We start from the raw sequence: 14555 nt of genomic DNA, 5'->3' as shown, positions 1-14555 counted from the left end.
CAGTCTCCCTCTCCCCCTTCCTTCTTCCCTTCTTCTCTTCTTCCCTTCTTCCCTAGCCCCTAGCCCCTAGCCCCTAGCCCCTAGTTATAACAGTTTAAAGTAAAAAGTTGCTCCTTGACCAGGCGCACTGTGAGCCCAAATCCTGCCACCGTGACGGTGAATTATTCGCTGTGCGATCGCTAAACCAATGCCTGTCCCTTCAAAACCTTGCTGAGAGTGAAGTCGCTGGAAGGTTCCAAACAATTGATTTGCATACTTCATATCGAATCCGACACCGTTATCCTTGACAAAAACTGTTCCGTCTGATAAACAACCTACAGTAATTCTAGCAGGATTGCGATCGCGGCTGAATTTGACAGCATTAGCGATCAGGTTGGTAAATACCTGTTGCAGCAAAGTTTCATCTGCGATCGCCGTAGGCATTTCTCTAATTTCAAATTCTATCAAACCATCTTCATCTGTTATTTGAGGCGAAGCCAAATTGAAAGCAATTTCAGCCAATTGCTTAAAATTAACAGGAACTTGCCTTAATTCTCGTCGTCCTAAGCGCGATAGAGTAAGCATTCCGTCAATCAAAAGCCCCATTTTCTGGCTGCTATTCTGAATTAATTCCAAATAGCGAAGAGTGTTAGGATCGCTGAGAGCACCAGTCAGTTCTAGTTGTTTTCTCAAAGCATTTCCAAAGCCTGAAATATGCCGCAAAGGGGCGCGAAGGTCGTGAGAAACTGAGTAAGAAAATGCTTCTAATTCTTTATTGGCAATTTCTAATTCCTGGGTACGTTTTGATAAAGCTTCTTTCGTCTCAATTAATTCAGTAATATCACGAGAAGTACCGATTAAAGCGTAAACTTCACCATTAGGCTTCTTCAGCGGAATTTTAAAAGTATCGAAGTGGATAGTGCCAATGGGTAAAGTAATAGTTTCCTGCCAATGTAGCATCTTTCCAGATTCAAATACTTGCCGATTCTGCTGAGCAAATATTGATGATAACTCTGGCGGATAACACTCAAAAATAGTTTTTCCTTGCATTTGATATCTACTTTCAAAACCGCTAGCCTTAGCAATAGTGTTATTAACAAAAGGCAATTGCATATTTTCGCGATCGACCACAAAAATATAGTCTGGTAGAGCGTTAAGGAAAGTTTCTAATTCAGCGGTACGCTGGGCAACTTGAGATTCTAAAGTTTCGTTGAGTTCTTTAAGTTGTGCTTCTTGCCGTTTGCGATCGCTAATATCTGTAGTAGTGCAGGTAATACCAACTACAGCGCCATTCGAGTCGTGCAGAGGTTCTACAGTCAGATTATAAAAATAAGCTTCTCCTGCGACTATCATCTGAACTTCTTCTCGCCTTCCGATACCAGTTTCAAGCACTCTGCGTTTAATATTTGTTAAATTTTCAGCATCGGCCTGACTAATCAAATCGCTATCTTTTTTACCGATTATCGAATCTGGAGAAAATCCAAAAGTGGGATTATAAATCCAAGTATAACGGAGATCGGTGTCTTGATTGAAAACTACAATGGGGGAATTTTTGAGGGCGATTTGAAATCGTGCTTCGCTCTCCCGCAGTTGTTCTTCGACTTGCTTAAGTGCGCTAATATCGCGAACAATTGCTAAAACTGATTCTACAGAATTGTCTTGAGCAAATTCTGGTACTGCTCGGCAATCATAATATTTTTTACCCGTAGGAGTAGAAAACTCAAATTGAATCGTTTGTTGTTGACCTGTGGAGAAAACCTTTTGTAAAGTTTCATCCCATAGATCGCAAGTAGTTTCTGGCATACCGAGTTCTCGGTTGGTTTTACCAATGAATGTAGAAGCTGGCATTCCATTTGCCAATTCAACCGCTTTATTGACGTAAAGGTGGCGGAGTTGTTTGTCAAATCGCGCTGTAATATCAGGGGAATTCTCAACCAGTGTCGTGAATTCTTGCTGGTGCTGGTGCAGTTTTTCCTCTATTTGTTTGCGGTCAGTTACATCTCTGGCAAAAGAGAGAATTGACTTTACTTTTCCCTCTTCATCAAACAAAACAGAGTTATACCATTCGCAGTAAATTACGGAACCATCTTTGGTATAGTTACGGTTATAAGTGACGTTGTGTTTTTCGCTACCTTCTAGTAAACGATCGCATACATTGTGAACCGCTTCAAAATCTTCGTCAAAGATGAACCGCCAGTGGTGCCAGTCTTGACCTATGATTTCTTCTGCTTTCCAGCCAAAGATTTTTTCTGCCTGAGACGACCAGCGCTTTAAACTTTGGCGATCCCATTCTAAAACGGCGAGAGGTAGATTTTCTAGATGAAATTCTAATTGGGAATCAGCGCGTTTCAATAGTGATTCTACCCGGTGGCGTTGGTTCTTAAATGAAGTGAAGCTATTACTGAGTTCCTTTGCTGCCGCTGTCCGCTCTTTTTCCAGTTTTGCAATCGTTTGTTCGAGCTGGTCTTCTAATTCGTCCCAAGCTTGTTTTAATGCTGATTCCGCCTGCTGTAATTCTACGGTATCGCTGTGCAAAAGCTCACTTTTTTCACCGGGATTTTCACACATATTTGAAGAAGGGGCTAGGGGCTAGGGGCTAGGGGCTAGGGAAGAAGGAAGAAGGAAGAAGGGGAGACTGGGAGAATTTTTCCTCAATTAGCCATTAGCCATTAGCCATTAGCAATTCTTAATTTTTTATTCCTAAATTTTAGGGCCCTGTCGCTATTGACAAGACCCGTAGGATGCGATCGATATCGCAAGTTCGCCAGTGGCGAAATTTAGATTTTTTAACAAACGAGATAACTTTGCGAGGGTCAACAATCAACAACTAAGGTTTACAATTGCTACAGCTTTACTCTTAGGCTTCCAGCATAGTCACGTCTTCCTAGACTCTGGTTTGGCTTTACTCTTCTATTTAAGCGAGCGTTGCCACTACTCTCTATGCTTGGTTAATTTCGGCTGTTACTGGCATCTAGACCGGAGACACCTCGCCTACAATACCGCTTAACTATTTTTGCCTCCTTGGTGCCTTGTTTCTTGGTGTCTATTGTTAAGTTAGCATTACTTTCTGGGAGAGGCAAGCGGAATTGATTGAAATTGACAGTTCTTTACATAACTCATTCTAACGATATAAATGTCAAAATAGATGTAAGTTTTACTAATGTTACATCTTTACATAGTTTATCCTTTCTGTCATGCCTTCCTCTCCTCAATTTCTGTCTGGTAGCGAAATTCGGCAAAAATTCCTAGACTTTTATGCCCAGCGGGGACATAAAATCTTGCCGAGTGCATCTTTAGTACCCGAAGATCCAACTGTGTTGCTAACGATCGCGGGAATGTTGCCATTTAAGCCAATTTTTTTGGGACAGCGATCGCCACAGTCTCCTCGCGCAACAACATCCCAAAAGTGTATCCGTACTAACGATATCGAAAACGTCGGCCGCACGGCCAGACACCATACTTTTTTCGAGATGTTAGGAAATTTCAGCTTTGGAGACTATTTCAAGAAACAAGCGATCGCTTGGGCCTGGGAATTATGTACCGAAGTCTTCGGTTTACCTCCAGAAAATTTAGTTATCAGCGTATTTCGGGAAGATGACGAAGCATTTGACCTCTGGGCAAAAGAAATAGGTATTCCTCCTCAACGCATTCAGCGTATGGGAGAAGAGGATAATTTCTGGGTATCCGGCCCAACGGGCCCCTGCGGCCCCTGTTCGGAAATTTACTATGATTTTCACCCCGAAAAAGGTGACGATATTGACCTCGAAGATGATACCAGATTTATCGAAATCTACAACCTGGTATTCATGCAGTATAACAGAGATGCCGCAGGCAATCTTACTCCTCTGCAAAATCAAAATATTGACACCGGCATGGGACTGGAACGGATGGCGCAAGTCCTCCAAAAAGTACCTAACAACTACGAAACAGACCTGATTTTTCCGATCGTCAAAACTGCTGCTGAAATAGCTAGAATTGACTACAGTCAAGCTGATGAAAACACAAAAATTTCTCTAAAAGTAATTGGCGATCATATTCGCGCAGTAGTTAATATGATTGCTGACGAAATCCGGGCTTCAAATATTGGTCGTGGCTACGTCCTGCGGCGGTTAATTCGGCGTGCGGTACGTCACGGACGGCTGATTGGAATTGAGGGAGGATTTATCACTAAAGTTGCAGAAACTGCGATCGCACTTTGCGAAGATGCCTATCCAAATGTTAGACAGCGATCGGCAGCTATTCAGGCTGAATTAGAAAGAGAAGAAGCGAACTTCCTCAGAACTTTGGAACGTGGCGAAAAGTTGTTGGCAGAAATCATCGATCGGTTACAGCAGCAAGGTAAAAATCAAATTGACGGGCAAGATGCTTTTACTCTTTACGATACCTACGGTTTCCCCTTAGAATTAACTCAGGAGATTGCAGAAGAACAGGGTCTTACTGTTGATGTTGAAGGTTTCGAGCAGGCGATGGAGGAGCAAAGAAATCGCGGCAAAGATGCTCACGAAACTATCGATCTGACCGTGCAAGGTTCTCTAGATAAGTTGGCTGAAAATATTCACGCAACTGAGTTTGTTGGTTACAAACAATTGTCTAGTAACGTTCAAGTTAAAGTTATCTTAGTGAATGGGAAATCTGTTGAGGAAGCTAGCGAAGAAAGCGAAATACAAGTTATTTTGAACCAAACACCTTTCTATGCGGAATCAGGCGGACAAATCGGCGATCGCGGCGATTTATCGGGCGATTCAATTTTGGTAAAAATTGAAGATGTTAAGAAGGAATCTGATTTCTTTGTGCATTTTGGTCGCATCGAACGCGGTACTCTGAGGGTGGGTGATAGCATGACTGCACAAGTTGATAATAGCCGCCGCCGTCGCGTTCAAGCAAACCATAGTGCAACTCACTTGTTGCAAGCAGCTTTAAAGCAAATTGTTGACAATTCTATTTCTCAAGCGGGTTCGCTAGTAGATTTCGATCGCCTGCGTTTTGACTTCAATTGTCCCCGTTCCATAACTGCGGAAGAGTTGCAAAAAATTGAAGATCTGATTAATAGTTGGATTGCTGAAGCTCACCTGGCTGAAATTGCTCAAATGCCGATTGCCGAAGCAAAGAAAAAAGGTGCAGTTGCCATGTTTGGCGAGAAGTACGGCGATGTGGTGCGGGTGATTGATTTTCCCGGCGTTTCGATGGAATTGTGCGGGGGAACTCACGTTAGCAATACGGCAGAAATTGGGTTGTTTAAGATCGTGTCAGAAACGGGTATATCCTCTGGTATTCGCCGCATTGAGGCCGTGTCGGGACAAGCTGTTTTAGACTATCTGAACGTGCGGGATAAGGTTGTTAGAGATTTAGGCGATCGCTTTAAAGCTAAACCTGAAGAATTGCCGAACCGCATCACTAATTTACAGAATGAATTGAAAGCCAATCAAAAAGAATTGGAAGCGTTGAAATCGGAACTGGCGATTGCTAAATCTGACCAATTATTGAGCAGTGCTGAGTCAGTTGGCGAGTTCAAAATTATCATTGCTGAATTGGGAGATGTGGATACAGAAGCACTGAAAACTGCTGCTGAAAGGTTGCAGCAAAAATTAGGTAATGCTGCTGTAGTTTTGGCTTCTGTTCCCGAAGCAGATAAGGTGAGTTTAGTAGCAGCTTTTAGTGCTGATGTCAATAAAAAAGGTTTGCAAGCTGGCAAGTTTATCGGGCAAATTGCTAAAATTTGCGGCGGTGGCGGCGGCGGCCGACCTAATTTGGCTCAAGCTGGAGGACGAGATGCGAGTAAATTAAAAGAAGCTTTAGAAAGCGCTCGCAATCTATTAGTTGAAGGTCTGAAGTAGTCTTGTAAGGTGGGCAATGCCCACCTGAAAAAGATAAAATATAAACATAAAAATTGTGGAGATGCAATAAAATGGTACAAGCACCAGCTAAACCCTTAACATTAGATGAGTTTCTGAAGCTACCAGAAACCAAACCGGCTAGCGAATACATTGACGGTCAAATTATCCAAAAGCCAATGCCTCAAGGAAAACACAGTACAGTTCAAGCTGAATTAATTATCACAATTAATGCAGTAGTAAAGCCAGATAAAATTGCACGCGCATATCCAGAACTGCGGTGTACCTTTGGGGGGCGCTCAACAGTTCCTGATGTCTCTGTATTTCTTTGGGATAGAATTCCCCGCGATGAAAATGGCCAAGTTGCTAATGTGTTTAAGCTGGCTCCTGATTGGACAATTGAAATCCTATCGCCCGATCAAAGTCAGACTAAAGTAACAAAAAATATTCTGCATTGTTTGAATCACGGAACGCAATTGGGTTGGTTAATAGATCCCAATGAGCAAACAGTATTTGTTTTTCTTCCCAATCAACACCCGATAGTATTTGATGAGCCACAGCAACAATTAATAGTCCCCTCATTTGCTAGTGAATTTATCCTGACTGTGGGGGAATTATTTGGTTGGTTATTAGAATGATTGAGAAAGCAGTTATATAGGTGGGCAATGCCCACCTGAAAAAGATAAAATATAAACATAAAAATTGTGGAGATGTAATAAAATGGTACAAGCACCAGCTAAACCCTTAACATTAGATGAGTTTCTGAAGCTGCCAGAAACAAAACCTGCCAGCGAATACATTGACGGTCAAATTATCCAAAAGCCAATGCCTCAAGGTGAACACAGCACAATTCAGACTGAACTTCCTCCTGTTATAAATGCAGTTCTTAAACCTAAACGGATTGGACGAGCATATACAGAACTGCGGTGTACATTTGGCGGCCGATCAACAGTTCCCGATGTCTCTGTATTTCTGTGGGATAGAATTCCGCGCAAAGAGAATGGCGGTGTCGCCAATGTGTTTAATATTGCTCCTGATTGGACAATTGAAATCCTATCCCCCGATCAAAGTCAAACTAAAGTAACAAAAAATATTTTGCATTGTCTGAATCACGGAACGCAATTAGGTTGGTTAATAGATCCTAGCGAGCAAACAGTATTTGTTTTTCTTCCCAATCAACAACCGATAGTATTTGATGAACCACAAGAACAATTAATTGTACCCTCATTTGCCAGTGAAGTGAGCTTGACTGTGGGGGAGTTATTTGCTTGGCTCTTAGAATAATTTAGGGCTTAATGACCTATAACTATCCTTTTACCAACTGCTCAATCTCATCTGCATGAGTAGGTAAGTTAGCTGTTAATACTTCTGTTCCTGCTTCTGTCACTAACACATCATCTTCAATCCGAATTCCCCGGACATCAGCAAACTTATTCAGCTTATCCCAATTCACGACATCCTTATATTTTGAGCGATTTTCCAACTTATTCAAAATTCCCGGAACTTGATAAAATCCAGGTTCAATTGATACTAGCATCCCAGGGCGTAAAGTGCGATGGAGACGCAGATAGCCTAACCCAAAACGGCTACTCCTTACTCTTCCTTCCTCATAGCCAGCCAAATCTCCAAAATCTTCCATATCGTGAACATCTAAACCGATTAAATGCCCAATTCCATGCACGAAAAAGAGTGCGTGAGCATCCATTTCTACTAAATCATCAGGCTTCCCTTGCAAAATGCCTAAATCTACCAATCCTTCAGCAATAACCTGAGCAGCTAAAAGATGAATATCTCGATATTCTACCCCAGGGACTATCTTAGCAATACAAGCATCGTGAGCTGCCAATACTACATCATAAATATCTCGCTGAGTCGGTGAAAATTTACCAGAAACAGGCCAAGTGCGCGTCACGTCACCCGCCCATCCCATTGCTGTCTCTGCACCCACATCTGCTAACAGTAAGTCTCCAGTTTGTACCGGGTGATGATACTGTTCGTTATGCAAAACTTCTCCTCGCACAGTTACAATACTCGGATAGGCAAAAGTCATATTTTCTGCGATAATATGACCTTCCATTGCCGCACGAATCGCCGCTTCCGTTTTAGCGCTTGCTGTTGCCACCATCCCGGCTTTATGAGCTTTTACAGTAACAGCACTAGCTTGACGTAATTCTCCTAAAGCTGCTGCATCATGGGTGAGGCGCAGAGATATAATTGCCTTGGTTAATTCTAAGTCAATTCCTTCTGGTGATTTCGCTGAAGGAAGAGGGCGATTAAGAGTTTGAGACTGTTTTAATAGGGTACGATAATCCTGCACGGGGATAGTAGCAGCACCCGCTGTACGGGACTCCAAATTTGCCATTGGAAAAGCAGCATCAGCACCTATTTTCTCGGCAATTTCTTCTCTTTTCGGCATTTCTCCATGCCAGAGCGCGTTACTTGGATGTGCGTTATCTATAAACAGTTCTAATTTCCCAGATTCTAGACGAATGGCGGCATTTTCTAAAGGTAAACCTGCAAAGTAGAGGAAGTGACTGCTAGCCCGAAATGGGAAGGTATTCGCTGGATAATTACGCGAAATACTGCGACCTGACCAGAGAATTATAGGAAAATTAATTAAAGTGGCTAGTTTTTGCCGACGCTGGCGGAGTGCCGTTGCTAGGAAATCGTAGTTGTTGGAAATTTCCATGATAAAATGTAGTTAATAAGTCAGGGTCTTTTACCCTGACTATTTTATACCAAACTGCTGAAACCATTGTCTTTTATTACCTTCTTCCTTCTTCCTTACTGCTATAAATCATAAAAATCTATGGGAACTTCTCAAAAATCTCGCCGCACTCCCCTCCAAACTACTGACTGGCCGATCGCACAATTGCCAGGATTGAGCCATCAGAATGAATCTCTACTGCAAGAGTGCGGTATTGCCACTACTGGACAATTGCTCAAAAAAGCTACAACTAGCGATCGCCGATTGGCCTTGGCAAATCAGTTGCAAATTCACGTTCAACATCTTAACAAATGGGTGGCTCTAGCCGATCTGGCTCGGATTCCGAGTGTTGGGTGTCAATATTGCGGGCTTTTGCTTCACGCTGGTGTCGCCTCTGCGAAGCAGTTGGCGGAAATTCCCATTCACAGGCTGCACCAACAAATTTTACGGTTTTATGTGGCGACAATGCAGCGGCGGGATTTGTGTCCCTCTGTGGAACAAGCCCAAGAATGGATTCAACAAGCAAAAATGCTATGCAGTTAACTATTATGCAGTTAACTATTAATTCTTAACTGTTAAAGTTTAAATGGTTTGAGCCACGAGCGAGTGTCCTAATTGATGTTAATTCATATTACTTGCCTATTATCTGGCACTGGTTAACATCCAAGCATAATTTTGTGAATTAAACATTGCATACCCTTATTAACCAGAAGGGAAGAGAGAGAAAAATAGAGGTGGGGATAGGCATAACTAGAAGAATCCCCTGTTCCCTATACTCTATTTTATTGATTGCCGCTTTGTTGAAGGCGCAGTAACTCAGCTTGAATTCTCTGTTTGAGAACTGGATCTGCTTGCTGACTCAGAGTAATTGCATTAAAGCGAGAAACTGTCAACTTATTACTTTCTATAATTTTTCTGGCGAAATCACAGTAATTCACTGCTACTCCACGAACGTCGCCTCGGAGTCTGTTAATACTTCTAGTTTCGTTGCAAACAACTGGGGGAACTGAACCTACCATGCCTTTAATTTCTTTTACGGCTTCGAGCCGTCTAGGTTCGATTGCTAAGACAGCACGGGCATAGTTAGCGATCTCTTCGTTGGAAATCTCTTGAGCTTGGGCGGCGGAACCGAAAACCAGGGTTGGGGATTGTCCCGACAAACCGGGCACGACTCCTGTTAGTAAACCTGCTGCGGAAATGGCTCCTACGATCAGAGATTGCGATATTATGCGGCTGAGGCTAAGTTGAGGGCTGTTAAGTAGAGTGTTCATGGCGGTTACTTAGGTGTAGGTAAAACAGAGCGGATCGCTGAGAAGCTCTATAGTTTTGAATAATTTTCCGGGGAGGAAGTTCCTGAGAAGAAGACAATTCTTACAGTTTGCCTCTATCCCATAACTTTAAACCCCATCCTAGTAGTTATGAGGTAGTTATGAGGGATTTTAGTGCCTCTAGAGGCTAGGGCAGAAGTTTTGGCGACGATCGCCTATTTAGTTGCGGTACAGGTTTTACCAGGGAGAAGCATTTTGATTATAGTAGCCGATCGCGGCTTTGTGTGAGAAGAAGGGACTAGGGGCTAGGGGCTAGGGGCTAGGGAAAGAGGGGGAGCGGGGGAGCGGGGGAGCGGGGGAGCGGGGGAGCAGGGGAGATTGGTAATTAGCAATTAGCGATTAGCGATTAGCGATTAGCAATTAGCCATTACCAGTTAACAGTTAACTGTTAACTGTTAACAGTTAACTGTTAACAATTACCAATTTTTAAGCACAATCGCTCCTGGTTAACTCAGATTTTACAGTTTCTTCGACTGCCTTTAAGTCAATATTAAACTTAGATGCGATCGCTACCATTAGCTTCTGTTCTTGCTCCGTTACCACGCAATCTAGCTGAGAAATTGTGTAGCATCTAGCCAGTAAAGCCATTGCATAGTCGCGATTGAGCTTATCCAAAAGCTGCTCTAAAGGTACTGGCGATTGAATATTAGCAGCAATTACATCCAGTGTGGTTGGGGCTAAATTTAATGCTTGCAATTCTGGCAAAATATCCGACCAAGACTTATCGGGATAACTTGCTAAAATCTGATGAACCAAAATCTGATCGACGATTGCTTGTTGTGCGATCGCCACTGTTAAATATTCCTCACTTTCCCTCTGAATCTCCTGCGCCGCCGCTGGCGATGTCAAAGGATTCACCTTGGCTTCATAAAACCGACAAGCTGCATAGCCTAGTGTATAAAGCATAACTGCATTCGTACTCGCGCCGATCGCCATCCCTGCCAGAGGGACATTTCGCAGCAATCCCAAACCCGCCTTCAGTGCTCGCGATCCTCCCAACGACAGCCCAAAAATCCCTAAAACTTCTCCCCGCCGCGCCGGAGAATGCAAATCCATCCCATAAGCTGCGGCAATTTGATAAAGCATTTCCGTCTGCAACTGGGTTGTAGCCACCAAATCCACCGCCAGCAGTGCCACCGCCACCCCAGGCAAAACGCTGCTTACTAAGCCAATTCCGCCTGCATAGACAGCTTTCTCTACCATAATTCGGTGAGCGATCTCACTCGGACTTTCCTGTGGATATTCCTGCTGCAACTTTCTAACAGCAGCCTCCGCACTTGCGATATCCACAGAACCAGCTAAACTCAGCAGCCAGTCAGCCCTAAAAACTTTGAGAACTTGTTTGAGTATGGGGTTATCGCCCACCATCCCCAGCAATTTTCCCGCTTCTTCAGTAGCCAAGTCTAACAAATCCTGAGTTTGTTTTGCTGCTGTAGTTGCTGCTGTACCAATTGCTTCTGTGGCGATCGCGCCTGCTTTTCCGGCTTCGGATGTGGCTTGTGCGATCGCATCTCCGATTCCTGCTACCACTTGTCCAGCAGCATCGCATAGGGAACTTTCCGCAGGTTTGGCCTCCGAATTATTAACTGATTTATTTGACTCTGGTGGTTGCTGCTCTTTTAATGCCATTATACTATTCCTCTGGAGCTAGTCTTAAAAATTAGGATACGGGGACGGTTGATAACTTTTATCGGTTGACGAGGACAGGTCGATCGAGATTATCGATCGGTGACAAAATCCTTCGGTGAACTTACCTTACAATTTTTATATTATTTTAGCATTCCTAATTTTACCATCTTTCTAGGGGCCGATTCACCTAGATATTTGCTACTGTCACCGACAAGAGTTGAGGCGATCGGTCAAGCCGGGGCGATCGTAAATAATTTTAACTTCCATTTCTGCTGATACAACTATATCTGAGAAGTTGTTCATAATTTTTTTGATTACAGATTTTATCAATTCTATAGATACAAGGGGTGGGTTCGCCGAGATTTGCTATCGGTATCGACAAATCTTATAAACCCGCCCCGCCCATATTCATCTCTCCCATATTTTATCTTCCCTATTTCTGAGCTTATCTGGGAGTTAAAACCGCTTTCGGATAAGCAATCCGCTTATGATTAAACTGTTCCCAAACCCGCACAAAAATTTCCGCGACTTCCGCTAAATCTTCCCGCGTCAACCCCGAATCAATCAACTGATTATCTTGCCATCTAGCCCTCATCATCTTATTAACCATGCTCAAAGCTTCCTCATGAGTGGCATCTTTAAGCGATCGCAAAGCCGCCTCACAAGAATCTGCTAACATCACAATTCCTGTTTCTCGCGACTGAGGTATGGGCCCATCGTAACGAAAATCTTTCTCCCTCAAGACTCGATTTGCAACTTTTAATTTTGTATTCGCATATTCCTTCCCATTAGCAATTCTTTCTTGTTCGGCAACAATTTGCTGTGCTTGGTGGTAGAAATAAGCAATTAACATTGTCCCTTGATGTTCCGGGATGAACGCCTGAATTGCCTTGGGTAATCGATATTTCTTCGCCATCGCCAACCCTTCAGTAACGTGCTTTTTAATAATATCTGCACTCACCCAAGGGTCATTAATTTGATCGTGCTTATTCGGGCCACTCATCTGATTTTCACAGAATCCCAGCGGATCGTGCATTTTGCCGATATCGTGGTATAATGTGCCAGTCCTCACCAGTTCCACATTGCAACCGAGCGATCGCGCCGCAGCTTCAGCCAAGCTAGCCACAAATAAAGTGTGCTGAAACGTCCCTGGTGCTTCCGCAGCCAACCTTTTGAGCAGCGGACGGTTGGGGTTAGCCAATTCCGCTAAACGAATCGGCGTGATCAAATCAAACAAATGTTCTAAATACGGACTGAGACCGAGAGCGATAATACTCCAAGCCACCCCGCCCAGACTTTGCAAAATCACTGTACTGACTAACGCATACCAAATCGAGCCACCAGTGGCGCTTCCAATCAGAGTAAACAACAGGTAAACCATGCCCTGAGTTACACCTACCCCCACTCCTAACAGAGCTAGTTCCTCGCGCGATCGCAGTCGCCCAGCCATAAGCGCACCCAGCAAACCGCCGGCTGCACTTGCCAACAAATGAATCCCGTCAATTTCTAAGCCAATCGGCAATACTGCCGAAAGCAGGCCCACCACTGTTACTCCTACAGCCGAACCGTAAAAGCTACCGGCCAGAATCCCAATCGCGGGTAAACTCGTCCAAGGAATGCCCACAGTCAGCAGCACTGGCGTACTCAGCGTCAACAGCAACAACAGCAAATGATCTCTGCGCCGTAGACGGTAGTACCTCTCCACCAACAGCACAACTCCAATTGCGCCGCTAACTAGGCAGACAAACCCCGTTAACCCTACCCAATTTACTTCCCGACGGCTCAAACTAAAGTGGTCTAGCAACACAAAATCGGACAGGGTGATTTCCTCGCCTTCTTTAACAATAATCTCGCCCTCTTCCACAGTTGCCATCACCGGTTTGACCTTTTGAGCGGCAAGTTCGGCTAGCTGCTTGGTTGCTTCTATATCCCTAACCAGATTTGGCTGCAAAATTGCCCCTAAGCTCTTCACCGCTAAAGGTTGAGTTTCCGTCGGCATCACATCCATTACTTGTTGTCTGACGGCTTCCTTTAGGATATCTTTAGGCAGTCCCGGCGGAATGCCTTGAGCCAGCATCCGGCTGGCTGTACGGTTAATTCCGGTTTGCGTTTGCAACCAAGCTGCATCGGATAACTCCAATAAAGAGGAATCATAGATCTCTCCCAGTGCTGAAACTGATTGCTTGGAGAGTTCCTCTAAGGCGTTGAAATAACCTTTACGAGCCTGGGAGATATTTTCTGTGAGTCTGTTAAAATCTTCCTGCGATACTACCAAACGGTAAGCTTCAAGTTCTGCAACTGCTTGCTCTACAGATTTATTGACGATCTGCTTTGCGGCTGGGAATTGCTCTGGACTCGACTTTGTATTCCCGATTTTTTCGTCATCGAGCTCTGCGAGTACAGCTCGCCATTCCCACTCTTGGCACTGCCTTAAGTAACTCTGCACAGTAGTAGAGAGTACTTCTATGCTGACAAAAGGAAATGGCCCTGCGAGCTGTCGTAGTTCGTTACCCCGTACCAGAAATTTTTGAATTTCCTGATAGATGTGGCGATCGGCACTAGAATCGATGGCTAGCACTGGTACTGCACCCGTGCGGGCTTCTTTGCGCTGCTCTTCGGTGGTTTTGCGATCGGGGATACTAGCACTAGCTGGAGCTTTGATTGTCTGGGGAGCTTTAGTTCCCACATCCAATTTCGGCTGATTGTAAAAGCGATGTCCCATTGTCCCCGTCAGAGACACCACAGCTACTACTAGCAGCCAAGGCGATCTTGCTCTACCTTTAGGACAGGATTTTGAGCTTTGAACCCTAGAAGGAGCGACAGTCTCAACAAGCCCCGGTGAGAGGGGCATGGGAGATAGTAGATGCTGGTGGCTTTGTGCAGTATGTGCTAAACCGCCATTAGTCGTTTGTGTGTTAGCGCTGTGTTTGCTTACCCTGCGGACAGCGTTTAGCTGCTCAATAAAGCTAGCAGCAAGAGAGTGGAGCGTATTCATTTATATCAAAGCTACATCGAAGTTATTTAGCAGCCCTGTCAGATATTTTGCCTGACTCTGGATACTGATTAGTGCCTAGTTCTAAG

Annotated in this window: 9 protein-coding genes; 4 read left to right on the top strand and 5 right to left on the bottom strand. The window is 44.1% G+C overall.

Annotated elements, in window-relative coordinates:
* Positions 1-84: 84 nt before the first annotated feature.
* Positions 85-2514 (bottom strand): PAS domain-containing sensor histidine kinase, encoded by a 2430-nt coding sequence (locus OSCIL6407_RS0113105; protein ID WP_456077486.1) that lies wholly within the window; start codon positions 2512-2514, stop codon positions 85-87.
* Positions 2515-3173: 659 nt separating this feature from the next.
* Here OSCIL6407_RS0113105 and alaS point away from each other — a divergent pair.
* The 3 genes from alaS to OSCIL6407_RS0113090 all read left to right on the top strand — a co-directional run bounded on the left by alaS (position 3174) and on the right by OSCIL6407_RS0113090 (position 7094).
* The gene (gene alaS / locus OSCIL6407_RS0113100) at positions 3174-5813 is read left to right on the top strand and encodes an alanine--tRNA ligase (protein WP_007357694.1); all 2640 of its coding nucleotides are present in this window, start codon (positions 3174-3176) and stop codon (positions 5811-5813) included.
* 71 nt (positions 5814-5884) lie between these two features.
* Complete coding sequence (locus OSCIL6407_RS0113095; protein WP_007357693.1) at positions 5885-6448, top strand: Uma2 family endonuclease; 564 nt, start codon at positions 5885-5887, stop codon at positions 6446-6448.
* A gap of 82 nt (positions 6449-6530) precedes the next feature.
* Complete coding sequence (locus OSCIL6407_RS0113090; protein ID WP_007357692.1) at positions 6531-7094, top strand: Uma2 family endonuclease; 564 nt, start codon at positions 6531-6533, stop codon at positions 7092-7094.
* Positions 7095-7116: 22 nt separating this feature from the next.
* On the opposite strand, the gene OSCIL6407_RS0113085 is transcribed toward OSCIL6407_RS0113090, so the two are convergent.
* Entirely contained in the window at positions 7117-8499 is a 1383-nt protein-coding gene (locus OSCIL6407_RS0113085; protein WP_007357691.1) for an aminopeptidase P family protein, read from the bottom strand.
* 120 nt (positions 8500-8619) lie between these two features.
* Here OSCIL6407_RS0113085 and OSCIL6407_RS0113080 point away from each other — a divergent pair, with 120 nt between their 5' ends.
* The gene (locus OSCIL6407_RS0113080; protein WP_007357690.1) at positions 8620-9060 is read left to right on the top strand and encodes a DUF4332 domain-containing protein; all 441 of its coding nucleotides are present in this window, start codon (positions 8620-8622) and stop codon (positions 9058-9060) included.
* 239 nt (positions 9061-9299) lie between these two features.
* Here OSCIL6407_RS0113080 and OSCIL6407_RS0113075 read toward each other — a convergent pair whose 3' ends face one another.
* The 3 genes from OSCIL6407_RS0113075 to OSCIL6407_RS0113060 all read right to left on the bottom strand — a co-directional run bounded on the left by OSCIL6407_RS0113075 (position 9300) and on the right by OSCIL6407_RS0113060 (position 14469).
* On the bottom strand, positions 9300-9788 hold the full coding sequence (locus OSCIL6407_RS0113075) for a DUF4168 domain-containing protein (RefSeq protein WP_007357689.1): 489 nt from the start codon (positions 9786-9788) through the stop codon (positions 9300-9302).
* 483 nt (positions 9789-10271) lie between these two features.
* Complete coding sequence (locus OSCIL6407_RS0113065; RefSeq protein ID WP_007357688.1) at positions 10272-11474, bottom strand: hypothetical protein; 1203 nt, start codon at positions 11472-11474, stop codon at positions 10272-10274.
* A gap of 445 nt (positions 11475-11919) precedes the next feature.
* Positions 11920-14469: an HD family phosphohydrolase gene (locus tag OSCIL6407_RS0113060; protein ID WP_007357686.1), complete on the bottom strand. Its 2550-nt coding sequence runs from the start codon at positions 14467-14469 to the stop codon at positions 11920-11922.
* Between the last annotated feature and the right edge of the window lie 86 nt (positions 14470-14555).

The sequence above is a fragment of the Kamptonema formosum PCC 6407 genome (genome assembly GCF_000332155.1).
GTDB lineage: Bacteria > Cyanobacteriota > Cyanobacteriia > Cyanobacteriales > Microcoleaceae > Kamptonema > Kamptonema formosum.
Note: the sequence above shows the minus strand (reverse complement) of the source record. Positions and strands in the feature narration are given on the sequence as shown.